A 14,728-nucleotide genomic window follows, 5' to 3' on the forward strand; every position below is an offset into this window, starting at 1 on the left:
GCGAGCGGTGGGCGACGCGAGCCCGAAGCCAGCATTTAGCTCGCTATGGAGGGTTGACGCCGGCGGCGATTGACTTGTTGGTGAGTCAGCCTGCCTCGCGTGACTGCGTTCGAAACGACGATGACGGCTGAGATATTGGCGATCGCAGCTTCGCAGACGATCGACGGCAGCCTCACCGGAGCGAAACCGGTCGCCTAGTTTGACGACCACATGATCAACGCAACAACGCCGGAAACGACGGCGAGCACCGCAAGGTAGCTCAATGCGACGAAGATGAATGGGGTTCCGGGAGCTTGTTCACCGAGCGGACGCTCGTTGTCGGTCACAGCTTTTTTCGTTTCTTCAATGATGCCAGTATCGTTGGCCATAATCAAATCCTTCGTTCGAGTGCGTCCCCGCAAACCGCCGGGACATCGGACGAACGACAGACGCAACGATCGTGCCATTAAGATTCCAAATCCTGTGACTCAGTAAGATTTCAAACATCTGAGCCGCGACCGCCGGTCCACGTTGAACGAGTTACAACGGCTGATGATCGAGCAAATTCTTCAACGAGCTTGTCGGTTGGTTGATCAGAAACCATTGCTTGCTTTCTTCAGACGCGAAACATTCGGAATTCCGCGGATTAAAACGCCGTGAAATCGCGTGTCGGACACGACCCAAGCTCGACTTGAACCGAAAACGCAAATTTGCGGCATGTCGTTTGCTTTGCTCAGAAAGTAAATGAATACTCCCTCGTTGCACGGAAGAAAATGATGTTGGTACTGAGTCGAAAAGTTGGTGAGAAATTGGTCATTGGCGATAACGTGGTCATTACGGTATCGAAGATCAGCGGAAATCGGGTTTCGATCGCGATTGACGCTCCACGCGATGTTTCGATCCAACGTGGCGAACTTGCCAGCGAACCAGTCGCTACGCGTTCCGCTCAACAGGGTGGAACCGCTGCTGCTTCGGTTCATGTCGCCGCGCATCACGCGTGAGCTTGTTTATTTGAAACGATTCGCAGCGTGCTTTCGCTGGGTTGACCATGTCTTCGCCGAAAAGCAACTCGGCTCCACCTTCAGCTCAGTTGTACGAACATCGCGTTCGATTCAACGTTGAAAGTGTCGACCGATCACTGCTTCCGTTGCAGCGACAATCATTGGCCGCCAACCAAGCTGCTTCGCCATAGCCTCATTTGGCAGAGGCATCAAATCTTACTGCCCGCAACGCTGGCCGCCGGCAACCATCGACCATAGAGCCGAATCGTGCGCATGTGGCGGAACGTAGGATCGACTTGATCCAGCGTGCGCGAATGGCCAACAATTGAGTCGATCGTCGACTACTTCTGATCTCCAGCCAGCTTGTTGCCTCTGCGGCCGTCGATTTCGTCTGGCTGCGATTGATCCAACCTGAACGCTTCGGCGTCAAAACCTCGCGATGCGAGCTCAATCGGCAACGTGCCGAACAAGAAGCAGCTTTTATTCGCTAATTGACAGCTCGCCTGTTCGCTGCCCAACTGCTGCGACGTTCGCCCGAATGGAGAACTGCAGACGGAACAGTTTGCGATCCGGTATATCCACGACGCTTTGTAGCGTAAGCAGCTCGTGTTCATGACGCTCTTCTAGACCTTGGCACACCGTTTGCCTTTGATGTACTTCCGCGGCAATGACGCGAATCACTTAACTCGGTCGGGCGACCAGCCGCTTCCTCGATCCAATCCAAATTGAGAACCAAATGAACAAGACATTTTTGATGACGCTGCTTTCGCTTTCGCTGGGCTTTGCAACCGTTGGCTGTGATGTTGAGAAAACACGCGACGGCGAAATGCCCGATGTAGACGTCGATGGCGGTCAATTGCCAGGCTATGACGTTGACGCACCCGAAGTCGACGTGACAACGGAAGAAAGCAAGATCAAGGTTCCCGACGTCGACGTGGACATGAAAGAGAAGACCATCACCACCCCTGACGTTGACATCGACCTTCCTGCGGACGAGTGATCAAGACGCTGATCTTTCGCAGCACGTTGAAGTTGCGAAGGGTCCCACGTTAACAAACTCTGTCCCGAATCGAGGAGATTGAAATGACGACCGTTGTAAAGAATGAAAACACTGTTCTGAAAGTGTTGCTCGCGATCCTGTTGCCACCACTTGCCGTTTACATGGACAAGGGCGTTGGAACTCAGTTCCTGCTGAACATCGTGTTGACTCTGGTTGGTTTCTGGATCATAGGAATCATCCATGCGTTGTTGGTCGTGCTGTAGGCCGCACCTTCACGTTGAAATTGAAGAAGTCGAATTGGGCGACCCGGTGGTGTGACAAATCACTTAGTCGCCCTTTTCTATTTCCACCCACACCCACGCCACTCAACCAGGATGGACTCAGATGTTTGAAAAGTGGATTGACATATCGTCGACTGAGATCGCCGGCATTCTGCTCACAGCGGTCTTCGCCTACGGAGCAGTTCTGGCGTACACACGTGTGACGGGACTGAGAAGTTTCTCCAAGATGTCGGCACCTGATTTCGCGATGACCATTGCGACCGGTTCGATTCTAGGGGCGACCATCACGCAGCCATCACCCACACTGTTCATGGGAGCACTTTCGCTGCTCGCATTGTTCGTGATTCAGTGGACGATCGCGTTCTTGCGTCGCCGATCAAGCAAGTTCAGCCAATGCATCGATAACCAACCGGTGTTATTGATGGCCGGTTCAACCATCCTTCATGAGAATCTCCGTCGGGCCAACCTGACGGAAAACGATTTAATGGGAAAACTAAGGGAGGCCAACGCGTGCAACTTCAACCAAGTCCTCGCGGTGGTCTTCGAAACGACGGGGGACATTTCCGTCCTTCACTCATCCTCGAACACACCAGTCGATCCACGGTTGCTGCAAAACGTCTACGATGCGGATCGATTGATCTCGCATTGATCACAAAATGCATCATCGATTCTGGTCAGACCCTGACCAGCGTTTTCACACCAAGTTCCTGAGACCCGGAAGGTGGCAAGATGTCGACCGCATTCAACATCCTGATCTATTTGCTGTTCGGCGTGTTGGTTTTCGGCTCACTCGCACCGCTGAGTTCGCACCCGCATTGGTTCATTCGTGGATGGGATTTTCCCCGCGTTCAAATTGTTCTCATCGCGATTGTCGCCGCGATCGCATTCGTCAGCGTCAACATGGTCAATTCGCGAGCCCCCGCGATCAGCTGCATCTCCATCTCCATTTTGGCAACCGCGATTGCCGCATGGCATCTGTTCCGCATCGTTCCCTATACAATTCTCGCCAAAACGCAGGCGACAACATGGGACGTTGTACAAGCAGACGAAGAATCAGTTAACCAACGTCGATTTCGTTTGTTGGTGACCAATGTAGAGATGGAGAACGATCGTTTCGAACAATGGTCGCAAGTTATCCGAGATACCGATGTCGACATGGTGATTGCGGCGGAAATCGACGATCGCTGGAAGCCCATTCTCGAAGAGCTCAAACCAATCTTCCCACACCAAATCATTTACCCACAAGACAATTGGTACGGGATGGCGATGCTGTCACGTCTGCCGATTCGCGAAAGCGAAATTCGCTTTCGAATTCAAGACGACATTCCGTCAATCGATGCGATGGTGGAACTACCCAGTGGCGAAGAGATTCGCGTGATCGGGGTTCACCCACGTCCACCTGAACCCATCCGAGACAACGACGCGACGGCGCGAGACGCTGAATTGGTGATTTGGGGGAAGGAATTGGCGGAGGACGATCGCCCCATCGTGATTGGCGGAGACCTGAACGACGTCGCGTGGTCTCCTTCCACCCGCTTGTTTCTTCGACTCAGTCAATTGCTTGATCCACGTCGTGGTCGTGGGTTCTTCAATTCGTTTCATGCAGATCACATTTGGATGCGTTTTCCGTTGGACCACGTCTTTCACTCAACTCATTTTGGCGTTCGCGACTTGCAACGATTGGGTCACGTCGGCTCCGATCATTTTCCGATCTTGATCGATCTCCAACTGCAACCGGTGCTCAAACAAGAGCAGGAACCCTTGGAAGAGAAGGCCAGTGACGAAGAAGAGGCCGAGGAAAAACTGCAGCGGGCTGTTGAGTCGGAAGAGATCAACATGTCGTCAACACCGGTGTCGATGCGAACGCCCGCGATTGGCTGACCGATGAAAGACTCGAACAGAGATCCAGTATCGTTTCGCCACAGAGCGACCGCCTACGGAGTGCATGCGCTCACCGCGTCGGGGATAATTCCAGCATCATTGGCGATGCATGAAATCATCCAGTCCGATTGCGATCCGCGTCGCGTGTTCGTTTGGTTGCTGCTGACCACGTTCATTGACGCGATCGATGGTCCGCTCGCGCGACGATTTCGAGTCAAAACGCTCGCACATTCAATCGACGGTCGAACAATTGATGACTTGCTCGACTACCTCACCTTTGCATTCATTCCATTGATGCTGGTTTGGCGAATGAATTGGCTACCCGAGGGACTTGGTTTCACCGTCGCGATTGCGATGGGTGCCAGCCTATTCGGGTTTGCTCACCTCAACGCCAAGGACGAACAAAACGGGTTCTTCCGCGGCTTTCCATCGTACTGGAACGTGGCCGCGTTTTATGCTGGTTTGCTGCACCACTGGTGGGGTCCCTGGCCGGTTGCGATCATGATCTGGGTGTTGGCAGGATTAACGGTCACACCCATCTGGTTGATCTATCCCAACCTTGCGCCGGCGAAGCATCGAACTTGGTTGCTAGCTGGTGCGGGCATCTGGGCGTTGTTGCTCGTCGCCATGCTGCCGCTGTACCCTCAACCGCCAAGCTGGCTGGTTTTGGTCTCTCTCGTCTATCCGATTCTGTACTCAGCAGCGTCCTTTGCATTAAGACGAAATCGAAAGCTCGAGTTGGATGACTCAACTGAACCGCAAACTTCTTCGCGAAAGCCTTCTGCGGCATCGTGACAAGGACCGCTGTTGCGACGAATATAGTGGCCCGATCTTGGACGATAGACCGGTTTGGCACATTGTTCGCAACATCGGTCGCAAGTTATCCCCACCCCCACGAGTATTTATGCCAACCACACCGCCCCACGATCCTGAACAATCTCGCAGGTGCGTGATTGCGGACGACGTTCGCGTCATCCGAGAGCAATTGGGACAATGGATGCGAGAACTCGGCTACTCGGTCGTGCATGCATCCTGCGGTGCGACGGCCCTGGCTGAACTCCGCCGACAATCACCGGACATTGTGATCGCCGACATCGATATGCCGCATCTCAGCGGGTTGCATTTGCTGCAAACGGTGCGATCGGACGCCGACCCGAAAGTCGCGGCAATTCCCGTCATTGTCTCCAGCAGTTTGGAAGACGGCGAGATTCAGCGGATGGTCGGCACGTTGGGCGGAAGCGCCTATCTGAAGAAGCCGGTCTCGAAAGAACAGCTTTGTGCGTGCGTGAATTATCTGACTCAGGGCAATACAACGATTCCTCTGGGTGAAAACACATCGGCATCGCATTCGGTGTCAGCCCGCTTTCGCCGGATCGCATCGGAGTTTCGCGAATTCTGATTGGCAGTGCATGTCTACGACGCCGAATCCACTGGCAATCATGTTGGCGATGGTTGAAACCATGCCACGCTGACCGAATTCCAGTCAAGCGTCGAAGTTCCGCAGGCAATCCCGCAGTCACCATGGTCGCGTGCTGGAACGGCATAGTTTCTATATTTGATATCATCATCTCGTCGCTTCCGTTGCACGCAGCCTGATTCGCGGAAGCGGCCTGGTTAGATTGACAGAGCAGCCCGCACTCTTACACTAAAACGGCACTCCGTTTGCTAGGGTGCCTTGTCGTTCGGACCGGTCGTTTTGCTGTCCTTAGCGACCAGGTGGTGACGACCCTGCGATTCACTCGTTGTTGATACCAGATTCATTGGCTTCTCGCCCGGTGCACAACTCGCCATGAGTGAAGGGTGCCTGTAGACGGCAACCAGTCCTTCCACACCATCATCTATGGCTGACACCAAAGCTTCCCAGAATATTTCGTTCGGCTCAGAAACCGAGGACGAAGATGATTCTTCGACCTCGAGCGGAACGCACCAGCACGTCGTCGGCATTGGGGCATCGGCCGGCGGACTCGAAGCACTCGAACAACTCTTCGGCAAAATGCCGGTCGCAACGGGGATGTCCTTCGTCGTCGTTCAGCACCTGTCGCCCGACTTCAAAAGCCACATGGATGATTTGCTCCGGCGAGTCACCGACATCCCGGTCGAAGTCGTCGACAATGGAGTCGAGGTTCAGCCCGACACGATCTACTTGATCCCCGCCAAAAAGGAAATGGTCATCAGCAACGGCAAGTTGTTGCTGACCGACCGAGGAAGCGAAAAGATCCTTACGCATCCCATCGATCAATTTCTGCGATCGCTGGCGCAAGATCTCCGTGAACGAGCCATCGGGATCGTTCTATCTGGGACCGGCAGCGATGGATCCCGCGGCGTCGTCGAGATCAGCAACAATGGCGGATTGGTTGTGATCCAGGATCCGATGACATGCAAGTTCGATTCGATGCCAATGAACGCCCGAAACACCGGGCATGTCGATATGGAACTGGCTCCCGACAAAATGGGAGAAGCTCTGCAACAATATCTCTTCGATGGGCAACGGACCAAAGCGGATCAGCCTATCAACATGGGCGAAATTCAACGTTCGGGATTGGAACGCGTTTTTCAACTGCTCAAGAAGAATCATGGAATCAACTTCCACCACTACAAATCGGGCACGGTTCATCGTCGCATTCAGCGACGGATGGACTTGTTGCACCTTGACACGCTCACTGAGTACGTCGCTCACATCAACGAACATGCCGACGAAGTCAACGAGCTTTATCGTGACCTATTGATCGGCGTTACCAAGTTCTTTCGTGATCGAGAGGCTTTCAGTGTTCTCGAACAACGCGTCATCCCTGAGCTGATCGAGAAAGCAAAAGATACGATTCGCATCTGGGTCTGCGGTTGTGCAACCGGCGAGGAAGCCTACACGATTGCCATGTTGATGCGTGAAGGCATCGAGCAATCAGAACGGCACGTTGACTTTAAGATGTTCGCCACCGACCCGCACCGTGGCTCGTTGCAAATCGCAGCAACAGGAAGTTATTCCGAAGCCCAAATGAGCGAAGTATCGCTGGAACGCCGCGCACGCTTTTTCACCAAGCGTGAATCGGGCTACGTCGTCAAGGATGAGCTTCGTCGATGTGTCGTCTTTGCAGCTCAAAACGTCATCAACGATCCACCGTTCACGCAAATGGACCTGGTGTCTTGCAGGAACATGTTGATCTACCTGCAATCGCCCGCTCAACGCAAAACACTTTCGCTGTTTCACTTTTCTCTGAAGGCCAATGGAATCTTGTTCCTGGGCCCGAGCGAAAGCGTGGGTGATATCGGCGACGAGTTTGATGCAATCAACACGCAGTGGAAGATTTTTCGCAAACGACGCGACGTTCGCTTGCCGATCGAGTTGCGAATGCCGCTCGCGAATCAATCGGTTTCACCGGTAACGCCCCAGACACCTTCCATCGTCGAACCGCCACCGCAACGGCGGAATGAAAACCTGCTGGAGATTTACAACGTCTTGCTGGCGGACAAGATGCCACCAAGCTTGGTGATCGACACGGACTACCGGATCATTCATGTCTTCCCGGGTGCCAATCGATATCTGACTGTTCCCAGCGGCACACCATCGGACAATATCCTTCACATGGTGCCGAAGGAATTGCGTGCATCGATCGGTGCCGCGGTCACGCAAGCGATCAAACAACAGAGTGCCGTCCACTACCAAGGCATCCCTTCGCCGGTCGACGGACCCGACCACGTTCTGGAACTGATCGTCGAGCCATATCACGTCCCGAAGCTCGCGTCCTCGTGCGTGCTGATTCAATTCAAAGCATCTGAAATGCGCACCGCATTTGGTGATGCATTGACCACAAGCAATGAGTCCACTGAATCCGAAGGCACCTTGTTGGACTTTTCGACCGCGGCACATTCGCGAATCGAAGATTTGGAACAGGAACTCAGTTTCAATCGGCAAAACCTGCAAGCCACGATTGAAGAGCTGGAAACTTCCAACGAAGAATTGCAAGCGACCAACGAAGAAATGGTCGCCAGTAATGAAGAACTTCAAAGCACCAACGAAGAACTGCAGAGCGTCAACGAAGAGTTGTACTCGGTCAACGCGGAGCTTCAAGTTCGTGTGAACGAAGTGAATGAAGCAAACGCCGACATGGTCAACTTGTTGGCAACAACTCGTGTTGGCGTCGTGTTCTTGGACGACGACCTCCGCGTTCGTAGGGTCACTCCTGAAATCTCTCGTTTGCTTTCGATCGAACCAAACGACCTGGGACGCTCCTTTGAATCCTTCATTCACCCTATCCAAGACGACCAGTTTCTTGAACGCGTACGGCAAGCTCGCGATGAGCGAGTTGAATTGGAATGGGAAGTCAGCTGTCGCGATTCTTCCTACTTGGTCCGCGCCCTTCCGTATCTGCGAAACTCTGAGATCAACGGCGTCGTCATAGCGTTTGTGGACGTTGACATTCTACGCCGTGCCGAACGCGACGTATTGAAGTTCAAGTTCATGGCGGACCAGAACATCGACGCATTGGTTTTGCTCGATCAAAAAGGAAAGATCAGCTACGCCAATCGCAAGATGTGCGATCAACTGGGTTACTCAAACGAAGAAATCCTTGGACAACTACTTTCCCGTTTCAAATCAGAAACCGACCCCAAATCGTTCGACGATCGGCTCGAGAAAGCTCATGCGAAAGGTGGCAATCTTTTTGAGTCTTGGCTTCAACAACGCGACGGAACAGAGTTCCCCGTCGAGGTTGCGCTAACGCCAGTCTTCTTGCAGGGCAAACAGCTTTTATTTGCATCGATCCGCGATATTTCTCTTCGCAAGACCCATGAATCGCAGATGCGATTGCTCAGCGAAGCGGTTCAGTCGGCTGCCAACGGAATTGTCATCACGGATTGCTCCTTGGAAGATCACCCGATCTCGTTTGTGAACAAAGGCTTCACTGACATGACTGGGTTCTCCGAGCAAGAGATCCTCGGTCGCAATTGTCGATTCTTGCAAGGAGAACACACCGACAACGAAACCGTCCTGAGAATCCGACGGGCTCTTGGCCGTGGTGAATCGGTTCGCGAACTGATCAAGAACTATCGCAAAAATGGCGAGCCATTTTGGAACGATCTCTACATTACCCCGGTTCACGATGAAAACGGCATCCTGACTCATTTTGTTGGTGTTCAAAACGATGTGACCGAACGCATCGAAGCGGCTCGCCAAACGGAAACCAACGAACGGACCATTCGATTGTTGCTGGATTCGACCGCCGAAGGTTTGTTTGGTTTAGACGTTCACGGCAAATGCACTTTCAGCAACGAAAAAGCAGCCCGACTGCTGGGCTACGAACACGGCAGCCAGATCGTTGGCAAGGAACTCGCGGAACTCGCGCAACCCTGCGATCCCAATGGAAATCCGTTTGAGAAAGATTCTTTGCAAATTCTCGGTGCGGTTCGTGCTGGCGAAGCGATCAACCGGTACGACGAACGTTTTTGTCGCAAAGATGGCGAAAGCTTCCCGGTTGAATATTGGTGTCATCCAATCCAAGAGGACGGGAAAATTGTCGGAGCCGTGGTGACCTTCGTCGATATCGAAACCCGACTGCAGGTCGAGAACGAATTGCGAGAAGCAAAGCTGGCAGCCGATGCTGCTAACGAAGCGAAGAGTCACTTCCTTGCCAACATGAGTCACGAGCTGCGGACGCCTCTATCGGCCATCCTTGGTTTCACCAAAATCCTTCAGGAAGATCCCGACGAAGGCACCATCCAAGAATACTTGTCAACGATCCAGCGAAACGGAGATTACCTGCTCCGTCTGCTCGGCGACGTCCTCGACCTGTCACGGATCGAAGCGAACAAATTCACCACCGCGACCAGCAGCGTCTCATTGGGTGAACTCCTGGCCGACATTTTCGAAACAATGAAAATGCGAACCCAGGACTACCAAAACACACTGCACTTTGACGTCAGCGAACCACTTCCAAGGACAATCACAACCGACTCCGCGCGGCTACGTCAAATCATGATCAACTTGATTGCCAACGCGATTAAGTTCACTCCGAAGGGCCGAGTCGAAGTGGTGGTGCGATCCGAAAAGATCGACGACGACTCTTTCTTGTTGTTGAAAGTCATCGATGACGGAATCGGGATTGCGGACGAGAAATTGCGAACGCTGTTTGAGCCGTTCGTCCAAGCGGACGCGACCATCTCAAATCGCTTTGGCGGCACCGGACTGGGACTCAGCATCACCAAACGCCTCACCAATGCGTTGGGTGGGACGATCCAAGTCAGCAGTACCGAAGGCGAAGGAAGCGAGTTCACTATCCGATTGCCAGTCGATCCGATTGGCACCATGGACCAGCTGACGATCGAATTGACGGATGAAAAGGACAACGACAATTCCAAGTCATCACTCGACCAAGACATCCAGCTCAACGCACGAGTTTTGATTGCGGATGACATGCGAGACGTTCGCTTCGTGGCCCAACACTTTTTGAAGAAAGCGGGCTGCGAAGTGGAAGTTGCTGAAAACGGAAGGCAGGCCGTCGACATGGTCGTGGCGGCGAGCAGAGATGGTAAGCCGTTCGAACTTTGCCTGATGGACATGCAGATGCCCGAACTGGATGGACTGGGGGCCGTGCGAGAACTTCGCCAACGAGGGATCGAGTTGCCGGTGATCGCGTTGACGGCTGATGCAATGAAGGGCACCCGTCGCCGTCTGATCACTGAAGGCTTTGACGAGTACTTGAGCAAACCGTTGAAGGTCAACCGTTTGCTACGCATCGCGAAAGGTTTGCTAGACGCCTGATAACGGCCTCCAATTTGCTTTGAATGGAAGCTTTCAACGTTTCCATTAACCACAGAGCATTCATGTCTGAACCGAAACCGGAATCTTTCCAAGCGGACTTACGCAGTTGGCTGACTCGAGCCGCATCTTCCGCCGATGATGTGGCCGACGTGGCGATCCGTCGCATTCGCAAGCGTTGGGGACGCGCCGGCGTACCCCAGATACAAACCTACACCGGATTCGCGACGGCAGACACGATTCATCTTCGAGGCCGGATTCTCAACAACCCACCTCTGGATCCAGATTTCCACAACGATCGATGGTGGCAGAACCTGGCGCACACGTGGCGTCGGTTCGCCAGCGACGAGGTCCCCGGCGTCACGATCGAAGGATCCTTCGCGGGCGTGACTGGACGAACCGTCAGCGACAGCGAAGGCTACTTCGAACTCGACATCCCACGCACAGCCGACAACAGCGAGTTTGCATTTTGGATGCCGGCACAACTAGCAATTGTGGACGACGATCGAATTTCACCGTTGGAATCGTTCGCCGTTTGCGACGTCATGCATGTCTCATCCGATGCGAAGTATGCCGTCGTCAGTGATGTCGACGACACGATCCTTCGAACGGGAGCGACCGACATCGGCACGATGGCAAAGCTAACTTTCTTCGGCAACGCGAGAACTCGAGCCCCGCTCGAAGGAGTCGCATCGCTGTACGAATGGATGCAACACAACGGCCAACGTTTTGGATCTCCCGTCAATCCAATCTTCTACGTTTCGTCTTCGCCGTGGAATCTCTACGACTTGCTCGAGGATTTCTTAGAACTCAACGCAATCCCCAAAGGCCCGTTGTTCTTGCGCGACCTTGGAATTGACGACGACAAATTCATCAAGCAAGGACATGATCGCAAGCTTGAACAAACTCGATACTTGATGAACGCGTTTCCCCATTTGCCGTTCGTATTAGTTGGCGACTCGGGGCAAGAAGACGCTCGTCTTTATGCAACTGCGGCAGAGGAATTCGGTCAGCGTATTCCCGCGATCTTCATTCGAGACATTGATCCAGAGACGATGAGCAACCACGACGAGAAAGTCGATCGTTACACCAAACAAAGCGCCGCGGCCGGTGTCCCAATGCATTTGGTCAAGGACAGTATCGAAGTCAGCGCGATCGCCGAAGAGCTTGGGCTGCTATCGAAAGACATTCTGCCGGCGATCGAAGAAGCAACCCGCCGCGATCACGATCGCAAAAGCGGGCTGCTCTAGGAAAGCGAGTGCACAGGATCAATCACACGCAACCACGTGGGCGATGCTACGCCGTGGTTGCTTTGGTATCTCGTTTGATCTCTTCCACCACGCGAACGGCTTTGGGTTCGGGTCGAATCCCATCGCCATAGCGGACCGCGTAAACCTGCGTGGCTTCCGCACCGAGCAGAACGATCATTGCGGTGTAGTAAACCCACACCAACAGCACGGCCAACGAAGCGGCTGCGGCACCGAGCTGTGCCCCGGGTTCACTCATCGAAAAATACAACTGCATCGCGTAGCGGCCGACCAAAAACAGGATCGTGGTCACGGCGGCTCCAACAGCCACATCTCGCCATTTGGTGATCGCGTCGGGCATGAACTTAAAAATGGATGCGAAGATGACGAACACAACCAATGCCTGAACGGCAAAGTTTGCGAGATGAGCGACCGTTTCTGACATCCCAATCCAACCACCCACTTGATCACCCAAAGCGGTCAAAACCGAAGAGACGACCAATGAAACCAGCAGCAGAAAGCCCAGACCCAAGATCATCCCAAAAGACAAAAATCGTTTCGCGATCATGTCTTTGATGCCGCTGTTTTCAGGATCGGGTTTCACCTCCCAAACCTGATTCAGTGCTGCTTGCAACGCGGAGACCACTCCCGTTGCACCAACCAAAATCCCGGCAAAACTCAGCAGCGTTTTCCACCACTTCCCTGAGGTCTGCTCGTGGTTCTCCATGATGGTCTCAATCTGTTCGACCGCCGCGGGATTACCAATCATCTGAGAAGCCTGCGTCTGCAAAATCCCCTGCGCCTTTTCGGTGGCTTGCTCACTGTCATACATCACCGACAAGCTGAACGTCAGCACCGTCATCATCAGATACAGCAGTGGAGGCAGTGCGAACGCGGTGTAGTACGCCAACGCAGCCGCCAGCGTGCTGCAACGATCCTTTGAAAACTCCGAAAATACTTGCTTGAGAAAACCCACAACTCCACCACTCGATTGAAAGGAAAAACGACCACGTCTTTCCCTTAACAGCAATCGTTGTGCCGATCAGCTCGCAACTTGGTTGCGAGCCCGCTGAACAAGCAAATCAGTCGTTTTCTCGAAGTTCGGGGAACACGTCCAGATCGAGCTCACGGCGTTTGATGACCGCCGAAATCCGAGTCAGGAAATCGCTCTTCAGATTCGCGACTTGTTGCTGAGTCAGGTTTAGCTGCTCTGCAACCTCGCGATTGCCACGGCCCATCACGAAAATCAACTCGATCGCTTTCAACTTCGTAAAGTTGCCACGCGATTGCCAATTGGCAATTTGCTCGAGGACAACTTCGACAACCAAGTCCTGCTCCAATTCCCGACGTTCCGCGCTGCGACAAATCGAACTTGGCAAGCGGACACCATCGGCTTCGACATTGTCGCCGCTACCGGAACCCGATGAACTGCCGCGTCCGAGCAACGGCAATTCAGGACGTCGCCCACACTGCCGCAAGTGATCGGTCAGCTTGTAGCTACAGATCGAAAACAGATAGCTCTCAAGCTTTCGACGCGAATCGTAGTTCGGCAGCGAAACAAGAAAACCGACGAAGGTTTCTTGCACGATGTCTTCACTGGTCGCCAGATCGCCAACTCGCCGACGGGCGTATGCCAACAAACGACCTTCGAACTGATCGATCAATTGTTGCCACGCCTGCGAATCACCTTCGCGAATCAAACCGATCAAGCGAATTTCATTTTCGCGATCAGGATCGTTGGCGGCGGACGGTGAGGGAACGGAAGCATTCATGAGCACCAGATTACCTGCAAATCGCAAATGCGTCGATCAACCTCAATTTCCACCTACGAATCCAATTCCCTCAGCGGTAAAATCGGTGCATGAACGAATCCAAAACATTAACGGACTGGTCCAGCCGCCACTGTGTTCCCTGCGAAGGCGGCATCGATCGCGTCTCGGCCGACGCCGCGAAGCGATACCTGGTCGAGCTTTCCAATTGGTCGCTCGAGGAAGATGGCAAACAAATATCGCGAAAGTTGAACACGGGCGATTTCCAGACCGCGGTTCGGCATCTCAACGCGATCGCCGAATTAGCGGAGGCGGAACAACATCATCCCGATCTGCATTTGACCGGTTACCGGCACCTTCGCGTTGTCCTGACGACCCACGCGATCGGCGGTTTGAGTGAAAATGATTTTGTGATGGCCGCCCACATCGATCGGGTTGTCTCGTGAGTGTTTCCTACGACCGAGCCCTGGCGCTGCTGGACGAATGCAACGGCGACGATCTTTGGAGCGTCGATCACTGTCAACTCCGGCGAGTCCCTCAAGAATGGATCGACGAGCTGGCCGATGCCTTCGAAACCAGCTACCGATTTCGTGACCAAACCATTTCGGTCCCTGACCCCGCGGGCCGTCGGGTGGTGAACCAGTATCACGGTGTTCGAGACGTTGATTTGGCGGTCAAACTTGGCCGACAACTGGGCGTCAACGTCGAATCGATTCAATCGATTTCGCTCACCCGTCAATCGCTGGTCAGAAACATCAAAGACGCGGTTTTCGAAGGCTAATCCTCTCGCGGCAACGGTACTTTAAGCAAAAGACGCAA

At 53.6% G+C, this 14,728-nt stretch carries 15 protein-coding genes; 12 read left to right on the forward strand and 3 right to left on the reverse strand.

Features of this window, described 5'->3' with window-relative positions; translation table 11 throughout:
- Positions 1 to 194: 194 nt before the first annotated feature.
- Positions 195 to 368, reverse strand: a complete 174-nt coding sequence (locus tag RB_RS08920) for a hypothetical protein (protein ID WP_231846336.1) — start codon at positions 366 to 368, stop codon at positions 195 to 197.
- A 384-nt stretch (positions 369 to 752) separates the two neighbouring features.
- On the opposite strand from RB_RS08920, the gene RB_RS08925 reads away from it, so the two are divergent.
- The 10 genes from RB_RS08925 to RB_RS08970 all read left to right on the forward strand — a co-directional run bounded on the left by RB_RS08925 (position 753) and on the right by RB_RS08970 (position 12,143).
- Complete coding sequence (locus tag RB_RS08925; protein WP_276665081.1) at positions 753 to 980, forward strand: carbon storage regulator; 228 nt, start codon at positions 753 to 755, stop codon at positions 978 to 980.
- Positions 981 to 1,027: 47 nt separating this feature from the next.
- Positions 1,028 to 1,171, forward strand: a complete 144-nt coding sequence (locus RB_RS08930) for a hypothetical protein (RefSeq protein WP_007330979.1) — start codon at positions 1,028 to 1,030, stop codon at positions 1,169 to 1,171.
- Between the two features lie 545 nt (positions 1,172 to 1,716).
- Positions 1,717 to 1,980, forward strand: a complete 264-nt coding sequence (locus tag RB_RS08935; RefSeq protein WP_007329417.1) for a hypothetical protein — start codon at positions 1,717 to 1,719, stop codon at positions 1,978 to 1,980.
- Positions 1,981 to 2,063: 83 nt separating this feature from the next.
- The gene (locus RB_RS08940) at positions 2,064 to 2,243 is read left to right on the forward strand and encodes a YqaE/Pmp3 family membrane protein (protein WP_007329418.1); all 180 of its coding nucleotides are present in this window, start codon (positions 2,064 to 2,066) and stop codon (positions 2,241 to 2,243) included.
- 121 nt (positions 2,244 to 2,364) lie between these two features.
- The gene (locus RB_RS08945) at positions 2,365 to 2,910 is read left to right on the forward strand and encodes a DUF421 domain-containing protein (RefSeq protein ID WP_011119942.1); all 546 of its coding nucleotides are present in this window, start codon (positions 2,365 to 2,367) and stop codon (positions 2,908 to 2,910) included.
- A gap of 80 nt (positions 2,911 to 2,990) precedes the next feature.
- Positions 2,991 to 4,142 carry an endonuclease/exonuclease/phosphatase family protein gene (locus tag RB_RS08950; protein WP_011119943.1) on the forward strand — a complete coding sequence of 384 codons (1,152 nt, stop codon included), beginning with the start codon at positions 2,991 to 2,993 and terminating at the stop codon, positions 4,140 to 4,142.
- A gap of 3 nt (positions 4,143 to 4,145) precedes the next feature.
- Entirely contained in the window at positions 4,146 to 4,937 is a 792-nt protein-coding gene (locus RB_RS08955) for a CDP-alcohol phosphatidyltransferase family protein (protein ID WP_011119944.1), read from the forward strand.
- A 109-nt stretch (positions 4,938 to 5,046) separates the two neighbouring features.
- The gene (locus tag RB_RS08960) at positions 5,047 to 5,541 is read left to right on the forward strand and encodes a response regulator (protein WP_007329422.1); all 495 of its coding nucleotides are present in this window, start codon (positions 5,047 to 5,049) and stop codon (positions 5,539 to 5,541) included.
- A gap of 441 nt (positions 5,542 to 5,982) precedes the next feature.
- Positions 5,983 to 10,896, forward strand: coding sequence for a PAS domain S-box protein (locus RB_RS08965; protein ID WP_011119947.1), 4,914 nt, complete (start codon positions 5,983 to 5,985; stop codon positions 10,894 to 10,896).
- A 23-nt stretch (positions 10,897 to 10,919) separates the two neighbouring features.
- The gene (locus RB_RS08970; protein ID WP_011119948.1) at positions 10,920 to 12,143 is read left to right on the forward strand and encodes an App1 family protein; all 1,224 of its coding nucleotides are present in this window, start codon (positions 10,920 to 10,922) and stop codon (positions 12,141 to 12,143) included.
- Positions 12,144 to 12,189: 46 nt separating this feature from the next.
- Here RB_RS08970 and RB_RS08975 read toward each other — a convergent pair whose 3' ends face one another.
- A complete protein-coding gene (locus RB_RS08975) occupies positions 12,190 to 13,116 on the reverse strand; it encodes a YihY/virulence factor BrkB family protein (protein WP_164921754.1) in 927 nt (308 codons plus the stop codon).
- 106 nt (positions 13,117 to 13,222) lie between these two features.
- A complete protein-coding gene (locus RB_RS08980; RefSeq protein WP_164921755.1) occupies positions 13,223 to 13,912 on the reverse strand; it encodes an RNA polymerase sigma factor in 690 nt (229 codons plus the stop codon).
- Between the two features lie 89 nt (positions 13,913 to 14,001).
- Here RB_RS08980 and RB_RS08985 point away from each other — a divergent pair, with 89 nt between their 5' ends.
- Both RB_RS08985 and RB_RS08990 read left to right on the forward strand, forming a co-directional pair.
- Complete coding sequence (locus tag RB_RS08985) at positions 14,002 to 14,355, forward strand: 4a-hydroxytetrahydrobiopterin dehydratase (RefSeq protein WP_011119951.1); 354 nt, start codon at positions 14,002 to 14,004, stop codon at positions 14,353 to 14,355.
- Positions 14,352 to 14,690, forward strand: coding sequence for a hypothetical protein (locus RB_RS08990; protein WP_007329428.1), 339 nt, complete (start codon positions 14,352 to 14,354; stop codon positions 14,688 to 14,690). The genes RB_RS08985 and RB_RS08990 overlap by 4 nt, the downstream gene beginning before the upstream one ends.
- Positions 14,691 to 14,728: the final 38 nt, after the last annotated feature.

Origin of the sequence: Rhodopirellula baltica SH 1 (assembly GCF_000196115.1) — a bacterium.
Lineage (GTDB): Bacteria > Planctomycetota > Planctomycetia > Pirellulales > Pirellulaceae > Rhodopirellula > Rhodopirellula baltica.

Coding starts and splice junctions, on each gene's coding strand:
- RB_RS08920 (WP_231846336.1), bottom strand. CDS start 368: ATGGCCAACGATACTGGCATCATTGAAGAAACGAAAAAAGCTGTGACC.
- RB_RS08925 (WP_276665081.1), top strand. CDS start 753: ATGATGTTGGTACTGAGTCGAAAAGTTGGTGAGAAATTGGTCATTGGC.
- RB_RS08930 (WP_007330979.1), top strand. CDS start 1,028: ATGTCTTCGCCGAAAAGCAACTCGGCTCCACCTTCAGCTCAGTTGTAC.
- RB_RS08935 (WP_007329417.1), top strand. CDS start 1,717: ATGAACAAGACATTTTTGATGACGCTGCTTTCGCTTTCGCTGGGCTTT.
- RB_RS08940 (WP_007329418.1), top strand. CDS start 2,064: ATGACGACCGTTGTAAAGAATGAAAACACTGTTCTGAAAGTGTTGCTC.
- RB_RS08945 (WP_011119942.1), top strand. CDS start 2,365: ATGTTTGAAAAGTGGATTGACATATCGTCGACTGAGATCGCCGGCATT.
- RB_RS08950 (WP_011119943.1), top strand. CDS start 2,991: ATGTCGACCGCATTCAACATCCTGATCTATTTGCTGTTCGGCGTGTTG.
- RB_RS08955 (WP_011119944.1), top strand. CDS start 4,146: ATGAAAGACTCGAACAGAGATCCAGTATCGTTTCGCCACAGAGCGACC.
- RB_RS08960 (WP_007329422.1), top strand. CDS start 5,047: ATGCCAACCACACCGCCCCACGATCCTGAACAATCTCGCAGGTGCGTG.
- RB_RS08965 (WP_011119947.1), top strand. CDS start 5,983: ATGGCTGACACCAAAGCTTCCCAGAATATTTCGTTCGGCTCAGAAACC.
- RB_RS08970 (WP_011119948.1), top strand. CDS start 10,920: ATGGAAGCTTTCAACGTTTCCATTAACCACAGAGCATTCATGTCTGAA.
- RB_RS08980 (WP_164921755.1), bottom strand. CDS start 13,912: ATGAATGCTTCCGTTCCCTCACCGTCCGCCGCCAACGATCCTGATCGC.
- RB_RS08985 (WP_011119951.1), top strand. CDS start 14,002: ATGAACGAATCCAAAACATTAACGGACTGGTCCAGCCGCCACTGTGTT.